Below are 22,834 nucleotides of genomic sequence, written 5' to 3' on the forward strand. Positions count from 1 at the left end.
TAGGATTGAAAGAAGCTTGATATAAGCGCACTTTCAATTCAGACATCTACTGCCAATATGTTAAAGAAAGCTGAGACAATTAATTATGTCCCAGCCTCTTTTTTGTATTTTAAAAATATTTAAAAGGGTATAAGTCAGTGTGTAATTGTTTGGATAATATTTAATTTAATGGATCGTCTCTTAATTAAAATTGGTACACATTTACACTTCATTTTAGGAAGCATTCGTTAAATTAAAAATTTCACAATCTCGCTTGTTGTAACTTGAAAATGTAGTGTAAAAGCTATAAAATTATAGTTGGATTAAAAATTGTCTTTTGTGTGAACAACTAAAGATTTGGCCTGATTAAAAGACGTTATAATTTAAGATGTCGAGGAAGTCTATAATGATAAGGCAATTTACTTTGTCATAAGTTTATAGCCTTAATCTTCATTTTGGTTAAAATATTATGAAAGCTTAGGTGAATTAGAGATGGCTCAAAATCGTAAGAAAGTATTAGTTTTAGGTGCCGGCTATGCTGGTTTACAAACTGTTACTAAATTACAAAAAGAAATTTCTTCTGATGAAGCAGAAATTACTTTAATCAACAAAAATGAATATCATTATGAATCAACATGGTTACATGAAGCTTCTGCTGGTACTATCAACTATGAAGACTTAATTTATCCAGTTGAAAGTGCTTTAAAACAAGATAAAGTAAATTTTGTTGTGGCTGAAGTAACAAAAATTGATCGCAATGCTAAACGTGTTGAAACTGATAAAGGTGTATACGACTACGATGTTTTAGTTGTAGCATTAGGTTTCGTAAGTGAAACATTTGGCATTGATGGTATGAAAGACTATGCTTTCCAAATTGAGAACGTTTTAACTTCTCGTAAATTATCTCGTCACATTGAAGATAAATTTGCTAACTATGCAGCTTCTAAAGAAAAAGATGACAAAGATTTAGCAATCTTAGTAGGTGGAGCTGGCTTTACTGGAATTGAATTTTTAGGTGAATTAACTGAAAGAATTCCAGAATTATGCAGTAAATATGGTATTGACCAAAGCAAAGTAAAAATTACTTGTGTTGAGGCTGCACCTAAAATGTTACCAATGTTCTCTGACGAACTTGTTAGCTATGCTGTAAACTTCTTAGAAGACCGCGGTGTAGAATTTAAAATTGCTACGCCAATCGTTGCTTGTAACGACAAAGGTTTCGTAGTAGAAGTAAACGGAGAAAAACAACAATTAGAAGCTGGTACTTCAGTTTGGACTGCTGGTGTTCGTGGTAGCCACTTAATGGAAGAATCATTTGAAGGTGTTAAACGTGGACGTATCATCAACAAACAAGATTTAACTATCGAAGGTCATGACGATATCTTTGTAATTGGTGACTGTTCAGCGTTTATTCCTGAAGGTGAAGAACGTCCATTACCAACTACAGCACAAATTGCGATGCAACAAGGTGAACATGTTGCTAAAAATATTAAACATATCTTAAATGGTGAAGCTAAAGAAGACTTCCACTATGTTAACCGTGGTACAGTTTGCTCATTAGGTTCTCATGATGGTGTAGGTATCGTTTATGGCAGAGATATTGCAGGTAAAAAAGCTGCATTCATGAAGAAAGTCATTGATACACGTGCTGTATTCAAAATTGGTGGCATAGGTTTAGCTTTCAAAAAAGGTAAATTCTAAACTAAGTCATATTAACATATTATGTATTTTGCCTCCTGCTCACGAGCGGGAGGTTTTTTAATATTTATTTATATCACAATATACATACACACATGTGGAACGGAGGAAGATAATGAATTTTCAAATCAATAAAGAATCTAAACAGCCTATAGAAACACTTGTGATTGGTTTACCAGATCATATTAATCAATTAAATGATGTGAAATACTATGACGAATCAATGACCGACCAACTTAAAACGTTAAAACAGCATCACATTATTGGCAGTTCAGTAGGAAAAGTATCTTCAACTATGTTTTATATAAATAACCAACCTAAACGTTTGTTAACAGTTGGATTAGGTAACTTAAAAAATCTGTCATATCAACAATTATTAAAGGTATGGGGGCATACTTTTCAATATATAAAGGCAGAACATATCAATGAAGCAGAGTTACTCTTAGATACGTTTATCTCTAAATATAATCATCCTTCAGAAGTCGCTAAAGCGTTCGGCTTACAAAGTGAACAAGCCATTTATCAATTCGATAATTATAAATCAGATAAAAAGGCACCGTATCAACTAAATATTAGTATCCAAACTACTCATAAAGATATAGATTCTTATATTCAAGAAGGTCAGCAATTAGGACAGTCTATTAATCTTGCGCGAGAATTGAGTCAAATGCCTCCGAATATTCTGACACCGAAATACTTTGCCGAAGAAATTGATGATCATTTTAAAGAAAGTGAAGTTACGGTAGATATTAAAGATGCTGAAACGATTGTGTCTGAAGGGTTTGGTCTCCTTCATGCGGTAGGTAAAGGTTCTGTAAATGGTCCAAGATTAATTACGATGACATATAACGGTGGCAAGGAAGACGAAGCGCCACTTGCGTTAGTTGGTAAGGGAATTACATATGATTCAGGCGGCTATAGTATAAAGTCTAAGATGGGTATGCAGACGATGAAATTTGATATGTGCGGGGCTGCGAATGTCGTGGGTATGATAGATAGCATCGCGAAATTACGTTTACCTGTGAATGTGGTAGGAATTATTGCTTCTGCTGAGAATATGATTAACGAAGCCTCTATGAAACCTGATGATGTGTTTACTGCATTAAATGGTGAGACAGTTGAAATGTTAAATAGTGATGCTGAGGGTCGTATGGTATTGGGAGATGCTGTATTTTATGCCACACAATTCCAACCTCATCTTATATTGGATTTTGCAACATTGACTGGAGCTGCAGTAGTAGCACTTGGCGAAGATAAGGCAGCTGCCTTTCACTCTCACGCTGAAAATGAAATCAACAGCTTGTTAGGTACTGCAAGAGCTGTTGATGAAAAGGTATTTGAATTACCAATGACAGAAACGGAAGAGCAATTAATAAAGAAATCAGATGTTGCTGATTTAGTTAATCATACGAATGGGCATGGTAAAGCATTATTTGCAGCAGCGTTTATTACTCACTTTAGTGGTCAGACGCCACATATTCATTTTGATATTGCAGGTCCTGCTACGATTAACAGAGCTACATTCAAAGGACCTAAAGGACCTACAGGCTATATGATTCCTACTGTAATTGAATGGATGAAACAGCAATATAAATAAATATATTCACTCATAGAAATGGATAACAATATAAATTTAGAGATTAGTCGGATGACGGAAAATTCCCTTCAAAGTTTATATTTTAATTATGAATTTTTGTCCGGGGAAAACGTAAGCGACTGATCTCTTTTAACATTGACATTGAAATCATGTATTGCTACTATGTAGATTATAAATACTTTAGTTCGATAGAGTGATAAAGGATGGAGAGCGTCATGGTTAATGCAGTTGTCATAGCGGTAATACTAATGATTGTGTTATGTCTATGTAGATTAAACGTAGTCATTAGTTTATTTATCAGTGCACTTGTGGGTGGTTTAATTTCTGGCATGAGTGTTGAGAAAGTTATTAGTGTATTTGGAAAGAATATTACAGACGGTGCAGAAGTTGCATTGAGTTATGCTTTATTAGGAGGATTTGCGGCACTCATTTCTTATAGTGGGATTACTGATTACTTAGTCGGTAAAATCATTGAAGGCATTCACTCTGAAAATAGTAGGCTCTCTCGAATAAAAGTGAAAGTCATCATTATAATTGCATTATTAGCAATGAGTATTATGAGTCAAAACTTAATTCCAGTACATATCGCATTTATTCCAATTGTTATACCACCATTAATTAGTTTATTTAATGATTTAAGGATCGATAGACGACTCATTGGTCTAGTCATTGGTTTTGGATTATGTTGGCCATATGTTCTACTTCCTTATGGTTTCGGTCAAATTTTCCAACAAATTATTCAAAGCGGTTTCCAAAAGGCACATCATCCAATTGAATTTAACATGATTTGGAAAGCGATGTTGATTCCATCAATGGGTTATATTGTAGGGCTGATATTAGGCCTTATCGTTTATAGAAAGCCACGTGATTACGAGCAACGCAATGTGAACAATCGTGAAACAGTGACTGAATTAAAGCCTTATGTGTTAATCGTGACTGTCATTGCGATATTAGCTACTTTCTTAGTTCAAACATTTACAGATTCTATGATATTTGGTGCACTTGCAGGTGTACTTGTCTTCTTTGTTTCAAGAGTATATAAGTGGTATGAATTAGACGAACAATTTGTAGATGGTATTAAAATAATGGCCTACATTGGTGTAGTTATTTTAACGGCAAATGGATTTGCTGGAGTGATGAATGCGACAGGAGATATTGATACCTTAGTGAAAGGTTTAACGAGTCTGACAGGTGATCATAAATTGATTAGTATTATAATGATGTACGTGATTGGTCTTATCGTTACGTTAGGCATTGGTTCTTCATTTGCGACCATTCCAATTATAGCGTCATTATTTATACCGTTTGGTGCATCCATTGGTCTTGATACGATGGCACTGATTGCGCTCATTGGTACAGCGAGTGCATTAGGTGATTCAGGTTCACCCGCTAGTGATTCAACATTAGGTCCAACGGCAGGGCTAAATATTGATGGTCAACACGATCATATTCGTGACACATGTGTGCCGAATTTCTTATTCTATAATATACCTCTAATGATTTTTGGTACGATAGCTGCTATGGTACTATAAAATATGAAATGAGGTGTAAAGCATGACGAATCTTTTAGAGACATTTGAAATGCGAATTGAAAATGAAGACAACGGCAAGGTAATCATTTCTATGCCAGTCACTGACAAGGTAAAACAGCCTTTCGGTTATTTACATGGTGGGGCGAGTCTAGCTTTAGGTGAAACAGCATGCTCTATGGGAGCAGCAAATTTAATAGATACAAATCAATATATACCTTTAGGTTTAGAAATGAATGCGAATCATATACGCTCTACAAGAGAAGGTCGTGTAACTGCAACTGCAACGATTGTGCATCAAGGTCAATCAACTCAAGTATGGAACGTTGAAATAAAAGATGACAATCATCAATTAATCAGCATTATGCGAGGCACAATAGCCATCAAACCAATCAAATAAATATTATACAAATAAAGCGCGTCCTTAGATTGTTAAAAAACATGTTAGTTTACAATCTAAGGACGCGCTTTTTTATACTACGATATCTTTTTACTTAAACGGCTTAACGCTTTACTAATACGTTCAGCACCTTCTTTACCACCCATAATGTTTCGAGCAAAGGGACCTAATTCAAGATCAGCAAGTCCGCCCATCACAAATAATTGTGGTAGCCACTCAAGATCATACGTTAATGATGGATAACCACACTCATTTAGCGGGGCATCTTCTTCGTGAATCAGAGCGCGTACAAATGGTTGATCACCTAACTGATTTACAAATCCAGTTGCAAGTAGGATGTGTTGGTAAGGATAGGTGTGACATTCAGAAACAATTTGATTAGAACGCACTTCGTCAATAGGTGAATGATGTAGCTTTAATCTACCGGTTTGTTCATGCTTCTTCAAACGTAAGAATAATTCCATAGGCATTGACCCTTTATGGCGTTCTTGCTCTATGAGCTTCATCCGTTCTGCAGATGATGAAATCACTGATAATTGATTCATTCGTTTAGGACCCAACCATCCTGGATCTGCATCGAAATCATGTATTTCAATTTGTTTGTTAAGCCAAAGATGTATGATGTCATTGCTATTTTGATGGTTTAATAATTTCAAAGTTAAATGTGCAGCAGATATACCAGAACCTACAACATGATTTGTTTTACTGTCTATTTCAGCATTGTAATTAAGATCAAATATGTGAGTAACCTTTGCATTCTCTTTAAATTGTTCAGGTATGAAAGGCTTATGATTACATCCACTTGCAATCACAACACAGTCAGTCGTGACCATCTTGCCACTCTTTAATTGAACTTGCCACTTACCTCTATGGCGGTTTAATTTAGATACGGCACCTTGAATGTGACAATCATTGAGTTCGTACTGGTGCACTAAATCATGGACATGATGCATAAACATATCTCTTTGTGGACGTTTGTATGGACCATAATAAGCTGAGGTGTATTGATTTAATTTTGCGTATTGCTTGAGATGAAAGGGTTGGGGATGTATATGATGCACGAATGGTGACCTCAAGAAAGGCATGCTAATACGCTGGGTGAACTGATTAAATTGTTCACATAAAGTTGTATAAGGATCAATAATGGTCAATTGCTCTTTTTCTAAACCTTCGTGTCTTAATTTGATTGCTACCGTTGTTCCTTGAATACCACCACCGATTATTGTCCAATGCATTCAAACCGCTCCTTTATTTTTGAAAAGTTAAATCGAAATAATTACGATTTAAATAGTATCACATTTCATCTAAGAGTACAAAATAAATATCGGAAGGTAAGGTGCATTCGACTAAATTGCAAATTAAGAGAAAGATGTTGTGTAGCATCATCAAATAGGAGATTTTCACAAAAAAGTACCCTCAATAATTGGTTTTTTCCAACTTTTGAGGGCATATCGCATGAATTCTACAATTTCGTATCCTTCATATCGTCTTTTATTTCATCTACTTTTGTTTCTTTACTATAAGGTGTTTGAATATTATAAGCTGCTTTCATAATCATATGACTTGAAAGGGGACCGGTGATAAAGACAAAGATAATTCCAATAATTAATTGCATATTGACATAACCTTCAGTACCAATGAAATATAAGAAAGAACCGAAGAGTAAGAACATGGCACCAAGTGTGGCCGCTTTACCAGCAGCATGTGCTCTAGAATATACATCTTTTAATCGTAATAAACCTATGGCTGCAAAGGCACTTATTAAAGCACCTAGTACGACAAAGATTATTGCAATACTAGTGACGATCGTTGCTATCATGCTTAATCACCTTACCTTCATCCATAAATTTAGAAAAGACTGCCGTCCCTAAAAAGGCGAGTATACCTACCATTAAAATAACTACAATCATATATTTAATATTTAGTAAAATACTAAATAAGGCAATGACTGCCATCAATTGTAGTCCAATCGCATCTAGTGCAACTACACGATCGGCTAAAGAAGGGCCTAAAATGACACGTACAAGCATTGCTAACATTGATAATACGACAATAATAAGTGCAATGACGATAAATATGTTATGTGTCATTATTTTTCACCCACCTTTCTTACTACCTTTTCTAGAGATGATTTGATACTTTCTACTTCTTCTTCCTTAGTACTAAAATCAATCGCATGGATATAGATTTTCTTGCGATCATCACTGATACCTAATACTACCGTCCCTGGAGTTAATGTAATGAGATTTGAAAGTAATACGATTTGCCAATCTGTCTTGAGGTCTGTTTCATACACGAAGAATCCTGGCTTATTCGTAATACTTGGTTTTAAAATAATTTTCAGGACATCAAAATTAGCCTTAATCAATTCACTTAAAAATGTGAGCACTAACATAATGATGCGATACACTCTTACCAAGTAGAATCGACCTGGCATGACACGATGTAGGAGGTAGACAAGAACAAGGCCAAAGATGAAGCCCAATACAAAGTTATTTAACGTGTAACTGTCTGTAACGAATAACCAAATCATTGCGACTAATAAGTTTACGATAAATTGTGCGGCCATATTATTTACCTCCTAAAACGCTATGAATATAAATATTTGGATCAGTAAATGTTTCAGCGCCTTCTTTAATGATAGGGAACAGTACATCTGCCGATAATCCGAATAGGACTGTAATTACTGTCGATACTACTGCAATTGTAGTCAGGTATTTGACTTTCACTTTCTGCGTTGTATCATAGCCTCTTGCCTCGCCGAAGAAGCCTTTAAGGAAGATTCGAATCACTGAATATAGAACAATTAAGCTAGATAGGAGGACTATGATGCCGCTTAGGTAGAATCCCTTTTCAAATGTTGCCTGAACAATATAAAATTTCCCGTAAAAACCACTTAACGGTGGTATACCAGCAAGACTCAATGCAGCGATAAAGAATGTCCATCCTAAAATAGGATATCCTTGAATTAAACCACCAAACTTGCGTAAATCGGTCGATTTCGTAATCTTATACATCACTCCGATGAGTAAGAACAGTGAAGCTTTAACTAACATATCGTGAATCGTATAGTATATTGCGCCCATCATTCCTGCCTCGTTCATCATGGCAACGCCAACTAAGATAACGCCAACCGCTATCATAATATTGTAAAGAATAATCTTCTTCGTATCGTAATAGGCTATTGCGCCCACACATCCGAAAATGATTGTCATTAACGCTAAGAAAAGAATCACATAGTGTGAAAAGCTAACCGTACTATTGAAGAATAAACTCAATGTTCTTGCAATGGCGTATACACCCACTTTGGTAAGTAGTGCACCAAAGAATGTAATAATAGCAACAGGTGGGGCATAATACGCACCTGGTAACCATACATACATAGGGAATACACCAGCTTTAGTGGCAAAGACGAAAATAAATAAGATAAAGACGATATTGACGAGACCACTATCGTGAACAGATAGATTAGATAATCTTTCACTAATGTGTGCTAAGTTTAAAGTACCAACTACTGAATAAAGTACCGCGACACCCATAACAAAGAATGATGACGATACGACATTCACTAATATATATTTGATTGTTTCTTGGAGTTGGATTTTCGTGGTACCGATAACTAATAAACAATATGAAGACATTAAAAAGACTTCAAAGAATACAAACATGTTAAAGATATCACCAGTCGTAAATGCACCGATAATACCGATTAACATAAACATGATAGAAAAGTAATAGTAATAGCGTTCTCGATCTATACCAATGGAACGATATGAATATAAAATAATTAAAATCGTAATAATAATACTTGTGATGATAAGTAAAGCACTAAAAACATCTAATACAAACACAATGCTGTAAGGTGCTTTCCATGAACCTAATTCTACTTTCAAAGGACCATCGTGTAATACATTTCTTAAATTAATGATAGCCACAATGAGTGTGAGTGCTGAACCAATCAGTGCAACATAACGCTTGATTATCGGGCGCTTTCCAATAAAGATGAGTAAAATTGCAGTTAGAATAGGTATCACAAGGGTTAAAACGAGCAAGTTACTCTCTGTCATCTTCCGGCGCTCCTTTCATACGTTCAACGTTATCTGTACCTAGTTCTTTATAAGTTCTAAAGGCAAGAACTAAGAACAATGCTGTTGTCGCAAATGCGATAACGATAGCAGTTAAAATTAGTGCTTGTGGGATAGGATCGACATAGCTCGGAGTTCCTTTTTCATAGATAGGAACCGTACCATGTTTCAAACCGCCCATAGTAATTAAAAATAAATTTGCAGCGTGTGTTAGTAGCGTAGTCCCCATAATAATTCGTATCAAACTTTTAGACAAAACGAGATAGACACTAATTGCTGTGAGAATACCACTAACAAATATCATGATAATTTCCACTATTCGTTCTCTCCAATCGAAATAATAATTGTCATTACAGTTCCTACTACTGCACAAAGTACCCCAAAGTCGAAGAACATCGCAGTCGTCATATGCATAGGTTCAAGAAGGGGTAACGGAATGTCAAAAGTGACATGTGTGAAAAAGTTTTTTGACATGAACCAACTGGCAATAGGCGTACCTACGCAGAATAACAAACCTACACCTATTAGAATTTTAAAATCTAACGGGAAGACTTTACGCATTGTTTTAACATCGAAAGCGATTGTAATGACTAGAAGTGCACTCGCAAATAATAAACCTCCGACGAATCCTCCTCCGGGTGTATAGTGCCCAGCTAGAAATAGTGAGAATCCAAAGACGACGACCATGAAGAAAATGACGATAGCTGCGTATTGAAACATTAAGTTATTCTTTTGTCTATTCATGGTCAGTCACCTCGCTTGATTGATTTTTCTGTTTAAGGCGTAACTTAATCATTGTATATACACCTAAACCGGCGATACCTAATACAGATGATTCGAATAATGTATCCATGCCACGGAAGTCAACAAGGATAACGTTCACCATATTTTTGCCGTGTGCTAAATCGTAAACATGATCTTGATAATACTTCGTGATAGAACCAAAATGTCTATTTCCATAACCGATTAAACCTAAAATAATGACTACTAAACCTACGCCAATAGAAATCAAAGCATTCGTAACTTTAAATGAAGGCTTTTCATTGTAGCGGTTAAGGTTAGGTAAATGATAAAAGCATAATAAGAATAAAGCTGTTGAGATAGACTCAACTACAAACTGAGTTAAGGCTAAATCCGGTGCTTTAAAGAATATAAATAATACAGATATTGCATAACCGACTGCACTCAACATAATAATGCTAAATAAGCGTGATTTCGCAAATATAATCAAGAATGAGGCAATAAGTAAGAATATCACGATGCCACCTTCAAATATACGAAGCTGACTTACATCTTTAAAGGTAATGTGAAATGGCACACTTAGTAAGGTTACGAATGTAAGTAGTATTAAGATGCCAAAAATAATGACTAAATTATTTCTAGAAAAACCTGTAACATAGCTATTTGTCATATTTTCAGAATAGCCTGGAACTACACGACCTGTCGTGTCATACCAATAGTTAAACTTAAGTTGATTAGGTTGTGCTTCGAGTAACCGAACCCAATAACTAAACGTAAGAATAAGTAAAATACCGACCACATAGATGACTAAAGTAGAGATAAATGCCGGCGTAATTCCATGGAAAAGATGGAATTCAGCAGTGATTCCAGTTGTTTGACTTACTGCTTGTGTTGCAGGTTCAATAATTGATTGAGTTAATATGCTTGGGAAAAGTCCAAATACCACCACTAATATAGTTAAAATAATTGGAGATAAAAGCATTAACATCGATGATTCATGTGCAGATTTCGGTAAACTGTCAGGTTTATATTTCCCAAAGAATATATGCATAATAAATTTAATAGAATAAACAAAGGTAAATATACTTCCTACTATCGCAATAATTGGGAAAATAATACCTAATGTGTTTAAGCTCATTAAATCTGCATGAGTAACGTCAATCATAGCCTCTAAAAACTTCTCTTTAGATAAGAAACCATTAAATGGTGGCACACCAGCCATACTTAATGCGGTGATGATAGTCATCGTGAATGAAATTGGCATGATTGTAAGTAATCCACCTAATTTCTTAACGTTACGAGTACCTGTAGCGTGATCTACACCACCAGTAATCATAAACAATGCACCTTTAAATGTAGCATGATTAATTAAATGGAAAATTGCAGCGACAAAACCTGCAACATACAGCTGACTATCAGCACCTTGATAATGGTAACTCACAGCACCAATACCTAACATTGACATAATCATACCGAGTTGAGACACAGTTGAAAACGCTAGGATTCCTTTTAAATCCTGTTGTTTCGTTGCATTCAGCGATGCCCAAAATAGTGTGATTAGTCCTACTAAAGTGATGGTCCACACCCAACCTTCAGAGATTGCAAAGATAGGTGTCATTCTTGCTACTAAATAAAGACCTGCTTTAACCATTGTCGCAGAGTGTAAGTAGGCACTTACTGGGGTAGGTGCTTCCATTGCATCAGGTAACCATATGTAAAATGGGACTTGAGCCGATTTTGTAAATGCGCCAATCATAACAAGTACCATTGCTAAGATAAAGTATGGACTGTTTTGAATCTCGCTCGCTTTTTCAATCATTGTTTGAATGCTGAATGTATCTGCAGCTAAAGATAAGAGGATGATACCTCCTAATAAACTAAGTCCACCTAACACTGTTAAGATAAGTGACTTTTGCGCACCATATATAGAAGCTTTCTTCTCTCTCCAAAATGAAATAAGTAAAAAGCTAGAAAATGAAGTTAACTCCCAAAATAGATATAAAATAATTAAGTTATCAGAGAGTACAACTCCTAACATTGCGCCCATAAATAGTAATAAATAACAATAAAAATTCCCGAGTTGCTCAGATTTACTTAAATAGCCAATAGAATATAAAACAACTAAGCTACCTATACCTGTGATGAGTAAACTAAACAACAGTCCGAGACCGTCCACATATAAATTGAAGTTCATTCCAAAATGTGGCATCCAATTTAAGGTTTTCATTACGGTATTACCTGACATCGTTATTGAAATTAAAGAAATAAAATAAATAAATAAGACAATTGGGACAGGTAATACAAACCATCCTAAATGTATACGTTTAACGAATCGATATAGGATAGGAATAATGAGTGCAAATATTAACGGTAGGAGTACCGCAATATGTAACCAACTCACTATGTTGTCCTCCTTTAAAATATATTTATGAATAACATTATACATGAATGAACTTCTTCTGAAAAACCTCGTCAACGCTTATAGGCATTGATTTTAAAGGACTGTTAAATAAGAAGAAACACGTCAAAATTTGGGTAAAAATTTTTATAAATTCATGTCTATTGATGTTATTTTAATATGATTTTTAAGTGAATTTTCTTTTATATTGAATTGAATAATCTTCTTTAAGTGCGTTTAAATTTTTAAGTGATAGACGTGCATGTTCAGAATCGTCTTCTTCTAATTGGTGTTCTAAATTTGTAATGGCTTGTTGAAGTGAATCTTCATAGTTCATTTCTTCAACGTTGAATTCTCTCAGTTGTGAACGTTTGGCGTAACGTTTTTCGAAGTGACTTAGTGCTTTGCGTTCATGGAAGAAGACACCTTCAGTTTCATTTGGATTGTGCAAATCACCTTGTTTAGGATGTTTAATCACTTGTTCCACTTGGACTAAGACTTGATCACCATCATCTTCTTTAATACTCACACCGTAGCTTCCTGTCTTGTGAGCAAATCGATATAACATGCTATATTCCTACCTTTCAAATGTGTTAATATATGCATATATCATAACACGAATGGAGAATTTAAATGACGAACTATCCTCAGTTAAATAAAGAGATTCAAGATAATGAAATTAAAGTTGTCATGCATACGAACAAAGGTGACATGACATTTAAGTTATTCCCAGCCATTGCACCTAAAACAGTTGAAAATTTTGTTACACATTCTAAAAATGGATACTATGATGGTGTGACATTCCACAGAGTAATCAATGATTTCATGGTTCAAGGTGGTGACCCAACAGCTACAGGTATGGGCGGTGAAAGTATCTATGGTGGTGCTTTCGAAGACGAATTTTCATTAGAAGCATTCAATTTATATGGGGCACTTTCTATGGCAAACGCTGGACCTAATACAAATGGTTCTCAATTCTTTATCGTTCAAATGAAAGAAGTTCCTGAAAATATGTTAAATCAATTACTTGACGGTGGCTGGCCACAACCAATTGTAGAAGCTTATGGTGAAAAGGGCGGTACACCTTGGTTAGATCAAAAACATACTGTATTTGGTCAATTAATTGATGGTGAATCTACTTTAGAAGATATTGCAAATACAAAAGTTGGTGCACAAGATAAACCAGTTTATGACGTGGTTATCGAATCAATTGATGTTGAAGAATAAATTTAAAAGTTAAACGTTTGAGCTTTAAGTTGTAATGTGTTGATACAAACCATACGACTTAAAGCTTTTTTATTTTGGTTAATCTTAGAAGTCGAGTGGGGTAGCATTACGTTTCGCACAATAATTTTTAGAATAATTGAAATTTATTATCGTTTTAGTTAGTCCAAAAAAATGATTTATGCTATGATATGTGTGTTAAGAAAAATCGAAATAAGGGGTTATCACGTTGAATAATCACTACAAAGTAGGTCAACATATCAAGGTACGTGTGACTGGTATTCAACCGTATGGCGCATTTGTTGAGACCCCTGACCATACTGAAGGACTTATCCATATCTCTGAAATCATGGATGATTATGTCCATAACTTGAAGAAATTCCTATCTGAAGGGCAAGTTGTTAAAGCTAAAATTTTATCAATCGATGAAGAAGGTAAACTGAACTTGTCTTTAAAGGATAATGATTACTTTAAAAATTATGAACGTAAAAAAGAAAAGCAGTCAGTCTTAGATGAAATAAGAGAGACGGAAAAGTATGGGTTTCAAACACTTGAAGAACGCTTACCGGTCTGGATCAAACAGTCAAAACGTGCGATTCGTAATGACTGAATGACTGTACATTCGTGCCATATGTGATGAAGCTTGCGAAGGGCAAGTAATCACATAATAACGATAATCTTTACGACATTATCTCGTGAAGGTTATCGTTTTTTCTTATATTTAGGGACATAGAGGAATAACGAGAATCGTTTTACGAAATGATATTACTGTATCTCTCCCAAGTCATGCCCGCGACAAAGGAGTTAAACAATACGAAGTATGCTACTGTAACCCATCTCTTAGTGTTGCCTAGTTTTATATGCACGTGCAAGCAAATAATTAGGGTTGTATGAAACTTACATGATATATTCATGACAGCATTAAAATAAGGAGAGTATCAATAACATGAATAGTAAATATGAACCTTTATTCGAACCAGTCGTTTTACCAAATGGCGTAGAGTTACGAAATCGATTTGTTTTAGCTCCGTTAACCCATATTTCATCAAATGATGATGGTACGATTTCTGATGTGGAAGTACCTTATATTGAGAAGCGCTCTAAAGATGTCGGTTTAGCTATCAATGCAGCAAGTAATATTAACGATGTAGGAAAAGCTTTTCCAGGACAGCCATCAGTTGCGCATGATTCAGATATAGAAGGATTAAAAACACTCGCACAAGCAATGAAGAAAAATGGTGCTAAAGCGCTCGTTCAAATTCATCATGGTGGCGCACAATCACTACCTAACTTAACACCTCAAGGTGATGTTGTAGCTCCAAGTCCTATGACACTTAAAAGTTTTGGACAAGAAGAAGCTCATGATGCACGTGAAATGACATCAGATGAAATCGAACAAACTATTAAAGATTTTGGTGAAGCTACACGTAGAGTAATTGAAGCAGGGTTTGATGGTGTGGAAATTCATGGTGCTAACCACTATCTTATTCATCAGTTTGTTTCTCCTTATTATAATAGAAGAAACGATGTATGGGCTGATAACCTCAAATTCCCAATGGCTGTAATTAAAGAAGTTGTTAAAGCTAAGAAAGAATATGCTTCTGATGATTTTATTATCGGTTATAGATTATCACCTGAAGAAGTTGAATCACCAGGCATTTCAATGGAAATCACTGAACAATTAATTAACCAAATCGCTAATGAACCACTAGATTATATTCATGTATCCATCATGGATATTGATTCTGAAACACGTGAAGGTAAATATAAAGGAGAAAATCGTCTTAAACTTATCCATCATTGGATTAATGGTCGTATGCCGCTTGTGGGTATAGGTTCAGTATTTACACCTGATGATGCGCTACATGCTGTCAATGACGTGGGTGTAGAATTAGTTGCATTAGGACGAGAAATCTTACTTGACTATGACTTCGTTGGTAAAATTAAAGACGGTCGTGAAGATGAAATTATTAACGAATTCGATCCTAATAGAGAAGATAAGCATCATCTACCACCAAATTTATGGCAACAATTCAATGAAGGATTTTATCCATTACCACGTAAAGATAAATAGGAAATAAGTTTAATCCAAGTTCTACTTTTAACATGTAGGGCTTGGATTATTTTTTATACCAAAATATTGCAAACTGTATTTTAAAAATTGTGAAATTATAGAAAGTTTTGCTTGTAAATTGTAACAGAGTTGTGTCATTATACTTGTAAGGGCTTTCATAAATAAAATATACTTTTTCTAACTCTAAAATATTGTTGTGAAGAATGCCTTTGACACAGTGTTTGTTGGATTTTCATTTTCAATCAAAAATAAGTATGAGAGCCGTAAGAAATAAGTTATGATATTGGTAATACGTTTTCATTATTTTAAAACAAAGGGGAGATATTATGACTAAATCTGAAGAAATTATTGAATTAACAAACCACTATGGGGCACAGAACTACGTACCACTTCCAATTGTTATTTCAGAAGCAGAGGGTGTATGGGTTAAAGACCCAGAAGGCAATCAATATATGGACATGCTTTCAGCTTATTCGGCGGTGAATCAAGGGCATCGTCATCCGAAAATTATACAAGCATTGAAAGATCAAGCAGATAAAGTCACATTAGTTTCGCGTGCATTTCACAGTGATAACTTGGGTTTATGGTATGAAAAAATTTGTAAATTAGCAGGCAAAGATAAAGCGCTTCCGATGAATACAGGGGCTGAAGCAGTTGAAACTGCTCTTAAAGCTGCACGACGTTGGGCATATGATGTTAAGGGCATTGAACCTAACAAAGCAGAGATTATTGCGTTTAATGGTAATTTCCATGGACGTACAATGGCGCCTGTATCATTGTCATCTGAAGCGGAATACCAACGTGGCTATGGTCCATTATTGGATGGTTTCCGTAAAGTTGACTTTGGTGATGTAGATAAACTTAAAGCAGCGATTAATGAGAACACTGCAGCTATCTTGGTTGAGCCTATTCAAGGTGAAGCAGGCATTAATGTACCACCAGAAGGCTATCTTAAGGCAATTAGAGAATTATGTGATGCGCATAATATTTTATTTATTGCAGATGAGATTCAAGCAGGGTTAGGCCGTTCAGGTAAATTATTCGCTACAGATTGGGACAATGTTAAACCAGACGTTTATATTCTAGGTAAGGCATTGGGCGGTGGCGTACTTCCTATTTCAGTTGTCTTAGCTGATAATGAGGTGCTAGATGTGTTTACACCAGGGTCTCATGGCTCAACATTTGGTGGAAATCCACTCGCATGTGCCGTTTCAATTGCTGCATTAGATGTCATTGTTGATGAAGATTTACCAGGTCGTTCATTAGAACTAGGAGAGTATTTCAAATCTGAATTACAAAAAATTGAACATCCTTCCATTAAAGAAGTTCGTGGTCGAGGTTTATTCATTGGTATTGAACTTCATGAAAGTGCTAGACCATACTGTGAAGCTCTAAAAGAAAAGGGTTTATTGTGTAAAGAAACACATGATACGGTGATTAGATTTGCACCACCATTAGTAATTACTAAAGAGGAATTAGACTTAGCGATAGAGAAGATTAAAAGTGTGTTTGAATAAGTTCAAAAAGTTGTAACATTCGCTTTGTAAACTCTTTAAAAAGCGTATACTTGTGTTACAATAACATTTGAAAGCGAAATCATTAGTTAAAAAAGAGGCGAATAGGATCATGACTGAGAATAATAATTTAGTGACTTCCACACAAGGAATTATTAAAGAGGCATTACACAAATTGGGATTTGACGACGGAATGTACGATCTTATTAAAGAACCATTAAGATTTTTACAAGTTCGCATTCCAGTGCGTATGGATGATGGTACCGTTAAAACATTTACTGGTTACCGTGCGCAACACAATGACGCTGTCGGTCCTACTAAAGGTGGGGTACGTTTCCATCCGGAAGTTGATGAAGAAGATGTTAAAGCATTATCTATGTGGATGACTTTAAAATGCGGTATTGTTGACTTACCATATGGTGGCGGTAAAGGTGGTATCGTTTGTGACCCACGTCAAATGAGTATTCATGAGGTTGAACGTTTATCTCGTGGTTATGTAAGAGCTATTTCTCAATTCGTTGGACCAAACAAAGATATTCCAGCACCTGATGTATTTACTAATTCACAAATTATGGCATGGATGATGGATGAGTACAGTGCACTTGATAAATTCAACTCACCAGGATTCATCACAGGTAAACCTATCGTATTAGGTGGGTCTCAAGGACGCGACCGTTCAACAGCATTAGGTGTTGTTATCGCAATTGAGCAAGCGGCTAAACGTAGAGGTATGAATGTTAAAGATGCTAAAGTAGTAATTCAAGGTTTTGGTAATGCTGGTAGTTTCTTAGCTAAATTTTTATATGACTTAGGTGCCAAAGTTGTTGGCATTAGTGACGCTTATGGTGCATTACATGACCCTAATGGTTTAGATATAGATTATTTATTAGATCGTCGCGATAGCTTCGGTACAGTAACAAATTTATTTGAAGATACAATTTCTAACCAAGAATTATTTGAATTAGATTGTGATATTTTAGTGCCAGCTGCGATTTCTAACCAAATTACAGAAGATAATGCGCATGATATTAAAGCTGACATTGTCGTTGAAGCGGCAAATGGACCAACGACGCCTGAAGCAACACGTATTTTAACTGAGCGTGGCATTTTACTTGTACCTGATGTACTTGCAAGTGCTGGCGGTGTAACAGTTTCTTACTTTGAATGGGTTCAAAATAACCAAGGTTATTATTGGACAGAAGAAGAAGTAAATGAAAAATTACGTGATAAATTAGTTACTGCATTCGATACAATTTATGAATTATCTCAAAATAGAAAAATTGATATGAGACTTGCTGCTTATATTGTTGGTATCAAGCGTACGGCAGAAGCTGCACGTTACCGCGGTTGGGCATAATAAGAATCAAGTATAAAAAGACTTTGTGTAGCAATTCAAGCTAATCACAAAGTCTTTTTTTATATTCATTATTGTTGTGTTTTTGAAACTGCTTTATATTGATCCGCATAATTTGTGAAGACACCATCGACGCCATACTGATTTAATCGTCTCATATCATTTACGTCGTTAACTGTATAAGGGTGCACTAAGAATCCTAAATCTTTAAGGTGTCGAGTGTTTTTAATATTTAAATCTGTATATTCTGGACCTACGCCAATCGCATAAGACTTAATTGCTTTTAAATCTTGTTCTGAGGCATTTAATAATTCAAATTTATTCATCAATCTGATGAGTGGGACATGTGAGTTCATTTGATGTAACTTTTGTAAGCTATCTCCAGAAAATGACTGCAACATCACGTGACCATTTTTTAATGAGTGATTAGAAAGCATACCATGTTGATTTAAAGTATTAAGTAACTGTTTCTCCATACCTGGATAAACATTAGGGGATTTTGTTTCAATATAGTAGTTCGCATTTTTACCATATCTACTTAAAATTTCATCTAATGTAGGTACTTTTGCGTTTTTATATTTTTTATTCGCATATTCAGGATGTGCTTTGTTAAACCAACTTCCAGCATCCAACTTTTTCAATTGTTTCAAAGTATAATGATCTACTCGACCATGACCATTAGTGGTACGGTCTACAGTCTCATCATGCATTGCGACTAAATGACCGTCCTTTGTTCGCTGTAAATCAATTTCTATGTATGACGCGCCTAATTCGTTATGGCTTTTATCATAGGATTGAAATGTATGTTCAGGGGCATATCCACTTGCACCTCTATGCGCGATGGTAGTGAATTTTTCTCCAGTTAAATTTTTAGCCCATTTTTTGTGCTTATCATTTGTTTTACCACTTACAGAATCAGCTTCTGGTTGTCGTTTAAACTGAGGATGTTGAGAATTTTGATTTTTGCTGGATTGTGTTGTAGTGTTCGATGTTTGATGTGTTGCTGACTGTTGAGTTTGAGTAGATGTGCTTTTTGAATTCATAGAAGTGTTTTGGTTTCCTTTTAACCCAGTTTCATTGGCAAAAGTTGGTGCACTTACACTAGCTAGACCAATCGATAAAGCAGTCAAACTTGTGAAAATAACTTTTTTAGATTTGAACATAAAAACATCCTTTCAAATTAAAGTGATATCTTAAAATTACAATAATTTGAAAGGATGAAAGGCGATTTTACAATATATTAATTTAAAATTTAGTAACTTCAAAATTTATTAAAGTAATCTCAATAAACTGTATCATTTAGGTGTTTAATATTTACATTTGTGTTCTTATACTTACTAATTATGATTTAGCTAGTAAAGATTTCGCTACCTCTAATTGATGTTTTACAGATTCTTGTCCTGTTGATCCATAACTTTTACGACGTTTTAAGCAATTTTCCGGAGTTAAGTAGTCGTAAATATCTTCTTCAATACTCGAATGATGAGATTGATATTCAGATAAAGGTACATCTAGAAGGTAAATCCCTTGATGAATACAATCTAGAACGATCTTTCCAACGATTTCATGAGCTGTTCTGAAAGGCACATGCTTGCTTACTAAGTAATCTGCAAGTTCTGTTGCATTAGAAAAGTCTTTCTTCACAGTTTCACTAAGTCGATCTGTGTTAACTGTCATTGAAGCAACCATACCTTCAAATATACGTAAAGAACCTTTAATTGTGTGAATTGCATCAAATAGACCTTCTTTATCTTCTTGCATATCTTTGTTATATGCGAGAGGTAGCCCTTTGAGTGTAACCAACATGCTCATTAAGTGACCAGTCGTACGACCGACTTTGCCTCTGATGAGTTCAGCCATGTCTGGGTTTTTCTTTTGAGGCATAATTGATGACCCAGTTGAAAATGAATCTGATAGGGTAATGAATTTTGCTTCATCGGTTGACCAGAAAATGATTTCTTCGGCAAAACGAGAAAGGTGAACCATGGTAAGCGAAATATTATGCAATGTTTCTACGATGTAATCACGATCACTTACTGCGTCTAGACTATTTTCATATATATGCGCAAAGCCTAATAAATCTTGAGTTTCATGTCTATCAATCGGATGTGTTGTCCCACTTAAAGCTGCAGCGCCTAATGGGGAAATATCGATACGTTTCAGACTATCTTCAAAACGACCTTTATCACGTTCTAACATCCAGAAGTAAGTTAATACGTGATGTGCAAATGAAATAGGTTGTGCGCGTTGAAGATGTGTATACCCAGGCATAATCGTCTCAACATGTTGATCAGCAAGATTGACAATCGTATGCTGGAAGGATTCAATGAGCTCAATAATATGTTGGACTTGTGCTTTCGTGTATAAATGCATATCTGTTGCCACTTGATCATTTCTACTACGTCCGGTGTGCAATTTACCTCCAGCTTCACCGATACGTTGGATTAATTCATGTTCAATATTTAGATGTATATCTTCTAAAGAAGCTTTGAATTCAATATGACCTTCATTGAAATCTTTTTGAATTTCTTTTAACCCTTTAATAATTGCCTCTGCTTCGTCTTGTGAAATAATACTTTGATTCGCGAGCATCGTTGCATGTGCAATACTGCCTTGTACATCTTGATTGATTAGATTTTTATCAAAATCTATTGAAGCATTAAAGTCATCAACCCAATCTTCAGGTTGCGCTTCAAATCTACCTCCCCAAGCTTTATTGCTCATTACTATAACCTCCATGTAACATCGCATTGACCTGTGTTGGTAATCCATAGATGTCGATAAAGCCAACAGCTGCTTCTTGATTAAATGCATCTTCTTTAGTGTATGTCGCAAGCTTTTCATCATATAAAGTATATGGAGACTGTCTACCATTAACGATAGCATTGCCTTTAAATAATTTAACTCTCACATCACCTTCAACATACTGCTGTGTACTATCTATAAAGAGTTTTAGACTATCTGTAAGAGGTGAGAACCATAGCCCGTTATATATTTGCTCTGAAAATTGCTTTTCAATAACAGGTTTAAAATGTGCTACATCTTTCGTTAACGTAATGGTTTCCAATGCTTTATGCGCTTTAAGTAATACTTCCGCACCTGGTGTTTCATAAATTTCTCTTGATTTAATACCTACCATTCTATTCTCAACATGGTCAATTCTTCCTATACCATGTTTCCCGGCAAGATCATTTAAGTACAAGATAAGGTCATCGAGTGGATAAGCTTTTCCATCGATTTGAACTGGAATACCTTGTTTAAATGAAATGATAATTTCGTCAGCCTCATCTGGAGTCTCTTCAAGAGGTGTTGTTAAGTCAAAAGCGTCTTCAGGCGGCGCAGCATAAGGATCTTCTAAAATCCCACATTCATTTGCTCTTCCCCATAAATTTTGGTCGATAGAGTAAGGTGAATCGTGATTAATTGATACCGGGATGTTGTGTTGAATCGCATAATCAATTTCTTCTTCTCTACTCCAAGCCCATTCACGAACTGGGGCAAAAGCTTTTAAGTTAGGATTTAATGCTTTGATTGCCACTTCAAAGCGTACTTGGTCATTTCCTTTACCTGTACAACCATGTGCAATACCTACAGAATTTGTTTTTTCAGCTATTTCTACTAACTTTTTGGCGATTAATGGACGAGAAAGTGCAGAAACTAATGGATATGCATTTTCATACATTAAATTCCCTTTAATTGCATAGCTCACATAATCATCGCTAAATTCTTGAGTTGCATCGATAATGTGACATTCAATTGCACCCATATCTAACGCTTTTTGGTATACCACGTCTAAGTCTTTTCCTTCTCCCACGTCTAGGCAACATGCAACAACATCGTAACCCTTATCAATAAGCCATTGTACCGCAACGCTTGTATCTAAACCGCCTGAATAGGCTAAAACGATTTTTTCTTTCATAAGTTTACACCTCAAATAATTTTCAGAATTTTAATATGGCTACATCATAGCAGATTGTTAATGAAAATAAAACCATTTTATTACATAAATATTCAAAAGTGAAAATCCGGTTGTTTTTCTTTATAATGTTTAAAGTTCGACATAATGGTGTTTTAGATATATTTAAAAATTCTGTAAAATGAATAATGTATTAATAGTAAGCTGAAGAGAGAAAAGCTTGTTTAATTATATTTTGTGATAAAAGTCACAGAAAACTCACTTTTCAATAGAAGAGTTAAACTTGTGAATTGAATAGCACATACAAACTTAGTAAAATTAATTT

Annotated in this window: 21 protein-coding genes; 9 read left to right on the plus strand and 12 right to left on the minus strand. The window is 35.1% G+C overall.

What is annotated here, in order from left to right; translation table 11 throughout:
- The first annotated feature begins 471 nt into the window (after window positions 1-471).
- The 4 genes from CD155_RS02615 (at window position 472) to CD155_RS02630 (ending at window position 5,203) form a co-directional block, all read left to right on the plus strand.
- Window positions 472-1,680, plus strand: a complete 1,209-nt coding sequence (locus CD155_RS02615) for an NAD(P)/FAD-dependent oxidoreductase (RefSeq protein ID WP_070832126.1) — start codon at window positions 472-474, stop codon at window positions 1,678-1,680.
- Between the two features lie 112 nt (window positions 1,681-1,792).
- Complete coding sequence (locus tag CD155_RS02620) at window positions 1,793-3,274, plus strand: M17 family metallopeptidase (protein ID WP_103212435.1); 1,482 nt, start codon at window positions 1,793-1,795, stop codon at window positions 3,272-3,274.
- Between the two features lie 215 nt (window positions 3,275-3,489).
- On the plus strand, window positions 3,490-4,806 hold the full coding sequence (locus CD155_RS02625; RefSeq protein ID WP_037541241.1) for a Na+/H+ antiporter family protein: 1,317 nt from the start codon (window positions 3,490-3,492) through the stop codon (window positions 4,804-4,806).
- Between the two features lie 22 nt (window positions 4,807-4,828).
- On the plus strand, window positions 4,829-5,203 hold the full coding sequence (locus tag CD155_RS02630) for a PaaI family thioesterase (RefSeq protein ID WP_002441773.1): 375 nt from the start codon (window positions 4,829-4,831) through the stop codon (window positions 5,201-5,203).
- 77 nt (window positions 5,204-5,280) lie between these two features.
- Here CD155_RS02630 and CD155_RS02635 read toward each other — a convergent pair whose 3' ends face one another.
- The 9 genes from CD155_RS02635 to CD155_RS02675 all read right to left on the minus strand — a co-directional run bounded on the left by CD155_RS02635 (window position 5,281) and on the right by CD155_RS02675 (window position 12,995).
- A complete protein-coding gene (locus CD155_RS02635; RefSeq protein ID WP_103212436.1) occupies window positions 5,281-6,438 on the minus strand; it encodes an FAD/NAD(P)-binding protein in 1,158 nt (385 codons plus the stop codon).
- Window positions 6,439-6,665: 227 nt separating this feature from the next.
- Entirely contained in the window at window positions 6,666-7,022 is a 357-nt protein-coding gene (gene mnhG1 / locus CD155_RS02640; protein ID WP_002441776.1) for a Na+/H+ antiporter Mnh1 subunit G, read from the minus strand.
- Window positions 7,000-7,293 (minus strand): Na+/H+ antiporter Mnh1 subunit F, encoded by a 294-nt coding sequence (mnhF1, locus tag CD155_RS02645; protein WP_103212437.1) that lies wholly within the window; start codon window positions 7,291-7,293, stop codon window positions 7,000-7,002. Before mnhF1 ends, mnhG1 begins: the two co-directional genes overlap by 23 nt.
- On the minus strand, window positions 7,293-7,772 hold the full coding sequence (gene mnhE1, locus CD155_RS02650) for a Na+/H+ antiporter Mnh1 subunit E (protein ID WP_002441780.1): 480 nt from the start codon (window positions 7,770-7,772) through the stop codon (window positions 7,293-7,295). The genes mnhF1 and mnhE1 overlap by 1 nt, the downstream gene beginning before the upstream one ends.
- A gap of 1 nt (window position 7,773) precedes the next feature.
- Entirely contained in the window at window positions 7,774-9,270 is a 1,497-nt protein-coding gene (gene mnhD1, locus CD155_RS02655; RefSeq protein WP_103212438.1) for a Na+/H+ antiporter Mnh1 subunit D, read from the minus strand.
- Window positions 9,257-9,604 (minus strand): Na+/H+ antiporter Mnh1 subunit C, encoded by a 348-nt coding sequence (gene mnhC1 / locus CD155_RS02660; protein ID WP_103212439.1) that lies wholly within the window; start codon window positions 9,602-9,604, stop codon window positions 9,257-9,259. The genes mnhD1 and mnhC1 overlap by 14 nt, the downstream gene beginning before the upstream one ends.
- Window positions 9,604-10,032: a Na+/H+ antiporter Mnh1 subunit B gene (gene mnhB1 / locus CD155_RS02665; protein WP_103212440.1), complete on the minus strand. Its 429-nt coding sequence runs from the start codon at window positions 10,030-10,032 to the stop codon at window positions 9,604-9,606. The genes mnhC1 and mnhB1 overlap by 1 nt, the downstream gene beginning before the upstream one ends.
- Entirely contained in the window at window positions 10,025-12,430 is a 2,406-nt protein-coding gene (locus tag CD155_RS02670; RefSeq protein ID WP_103212441.1) for a Na+/H+ antiporter subunit A, read from the minus strand. Before CD155_RS02670 ends, mnhB1 begins: the two co-directional genes overlap by 8 nt.
- Window positions 12,431-12,614: 184 nt before the next feature.
- Window positions 12,615-12,995 carry a kinase-associated lipoprotein B gene (locus tag CD155_RS02675; RefSeq protein ID WP_002441791.1) on the minus strand — a complete coding sequence of 127 codons (381 nt, stop codon included), beginning with the start codon at window positions 12,993-12,995 and terminating at the stop codon, window positions 12,615-12,617.
- A gap of 65 nt (window positions 12,996-13,060) precedes the next feature.
- Here CD155_RS02675 and CD155_RS02680 point away from each other — a divergent pair, with 65 nt between their 5' ends.
- The 5 genes from CD155_RS02680 to CD155_RS02700 all read left to right on the plus strand — a co-directional run bounded on the left by CD155_RS02680 (window position 13,061) and on the right by CD155_RS02700 (window position 18,596).
- Window positions 13,061-13,654 carry a peptidylprolyl isomerase gene (locus tag CD155_RS02680; protein WP_103212442.1) on the plus strand — a complete coding sequence of 198 codons (594 nt, stop codon included), beginning with the start codon at window positions 13,061-13,063 and terminating at the stop codon, window positions 13,652-13,654.
- A 226-nt stretch (window positions 13,655-13,880) separates the two neighbouring features.
- Window positions 13,881-14,261 carry a S1 domain-containing post-transcriptional regulator Ygs gene (gene ygs, locus CD155_RS02685; protein WP_002441796.1) on the plus strand — a complete coding sequence of 127 codons (381 nt, stop codon included), beginning with the start codon at window positions 13,881-13,883 and terminating at the stop codon, window positions 14,259-14,261.
- Window positions 14,262-14,597: 336 nt separating this feature from the next.
- Window positions 14,598-15,725, plus strand: coding sequence for an NADH-dependent flavin oxidoreductase (locus CD155_RS02690; RefSeq protein WP_103212443.1), 1,128 nt, complete (start codon window positions 14,598-14,600; stop codon window positions 15,723-15,725).
- Window positions 15,726-16,051: 326 nt separating this feature from the next.
- Entirely contained in the window at window positions 16,052-17,242 is a 1,191-nt protein-coding gene (locus tag CD155_RS02695; protein ID WP_103212444.1) for an ornithine--oxo-acid transaminase, read from the plus strand.
- 109 nt (window positions 17,243-17,351) lie between these two features.
- Window positions 17,352-18,596, plus strand: a complete 1,245-nt coding sequence (locus CD155_RS02700; protein WP_002441801.1) for a Glu/Leu/Phe/Val family dehydrogenase — start codon at window positions 17,352-17,354, stop codon at window positions 18,594-18,596.
- A gap of 68 nt (window positions 18,597-18,664) precedes the next feature.
- Here CD155_RS02700 and CD155_RS02705 read toward each other — a convergent pair whose 3' ends face one another.
- The 3 genes from CD155_RS02705 to CD155_RS02715 form a co-directional block, all read right to left on the minus strand.
- Entirely contained in the window at window positions 18,665-19,756 is a 1,092-nt protein-coding gene (locus CD155_RS02705; RefSeq protein WP_103212445.1) for a glycerophosphodiester phosphodiesterase, read from the minus strand.
- A 178-nt stretch (window positions 19,757-19,934) separates the two neighbouring features.
- Window positions 19,935-21,317 (minus strand): argininosuccinate lyase, encoded by a 1,383-nt coding sequence (gene argH / locus CD155_RS02710; RefSeq protein WP_103212446.1) that lies wholly within the window; start codon window positions 21,315-21,317, stop codon window positions 19,935-19,937.
- Window positions 21,307-22,512 (minus strand): argininosuccinate synthase, encoded by a 1,206-nt coding sequence (locus tag CD155_RS02715; protein ID WP_103212447.1) that lies wholly within the window; start codon window positions 22,510-22,512, stop codon window positions 21,307-21,309. Before CD155_RS02715 ends, argH begins: the two co-directional genes overlap by 11 nt.
- Between the last annotated feature and the right edge of the window lie 322 nt (window positions 22,513-22,834).

This window comes from Staphylococcus caprae, from assembly GCF_002902725.1.
Classification (GTDB): Bacteria; Bacillota; Bacilli; order Staphylococcales; family Staphylococcaceae; genus Staphylococcus; species Staphylococcus caprae.

Coding starts and splice junctions, on each gene's coding strand:
- CD155_RS02615 (WP_070832126.1), top strand. CDS start 472: ATGGCTCAAAATCGTAAGAAAGTATTAGTTTTAGGTGCCGGCTATGCT.
- CD155_RS02620 (WP_103212435.1), top strand. CDS start 1,793: ATGAATTTTCAAATCAATAAAGAATCTAAACAGCCTATAGAAACACTT.
- CD155_RS02625 (WP_037541241.1), top strand. CDS start 3,490: ATGGTTAATGCAGTTGTCATAGCGGTAATACTAATGATTGTGTTATGT.
- CD155_RS02630 (WP_002441773.1), top strand. CDS start 4,829: ATGACGAATCTTTTAGAGACATTTGAAATGCGAATTGAAAATGAAGAC.
- CD155_RS02635 (WP_103212436.1), bottom strand. CDS start 6,438: ATGCATTGGACAATAATCGGTGGTGGTATTCAAGGAACAACGGTAGCA.
- mnhG1 (WP_002441776.1), bottom strand. CDS start 7,022: ATGATAGCAACGATCGTCACTAGTATTGCAATAATCTTTGTCGTACTA.
- mnhF1 (WP_103212437.1), bottom strand. CDS start 7,293: ATGACACATAACATATTTATCGTCATTGCACTTATTATTGTCGTATTA.
- mnhE1 (WP_002441780.1), bottom strand. CDS start 7,772: ATGGCCGCACAATTTATCGTAAACTTATTAGTCGCAATGATTTGGTTA.
- mnhD1 (WP_103212438.1), bottom strand. CDS start 9,270: ATGACAGAGAGTAACTTGCTCGTTTTAACCCTTGTGATACCTATTCTA.
- mnhB1 (WP_103212440.1), bottom strand. CDS start 10,032: ATGAATAGACAAAAGAATAACTTAATGTTTCAATACGCAGCTATCGTC.
- CD155_RS02675 (WP_002441791.1), bottom strand. CDS start 12,995: ATGTTATATCGATTTGCTCACAAGACAGGAAGCTACGGTGTGAGTATT.
- CD155_RS02680 (WP_103212442.1), top strand. CDS start 13,061: ATGACGAACTATCCTCAGTTAAATAAAGAGATTCAAGATAATGAAATT.
- CD155_RS02690 (WP_103212443.1), top strand. CDS start 14,598: ATGAATAGTAAATATGAACCTTTATTCGAACCAGTCGTTTTACCAAAT.
- CD155_RS02695 (WP_103212444.1), top strand. CDS start 16,052: ATGACTAAATCTGAAGAAATTATTGAATTAACAAACCACTATGGGGCA.
- CD155_RS02700 (WP_002441801.1), top strand. CDS start 17,352: ATGACTGAGAATAATAATTTAGTGACTTCCACACAAGGAATTATTAAA.
- CD155_RS02705 (WP_103212445.1), bottom strand. CDS start 19,756: ATGTTCAAATCTAAAAAAGTTATTTTCACAAGTTTGACTGCTTTATCG.
- argH (WP_103212446.1), bottom strand. CDS start 21,317: ATGAGCAATAAAGCTTGGGGAGGTAGATTTGAAGCGCAACCTGAAGAT.
- CD155_RS02715 (WP_103212447.1), bottom strand. CDS start 22,512: ATGAAAGAAAAAATCGTTTTAGCCTATTCAGGCGGTTTAGATACAAGC.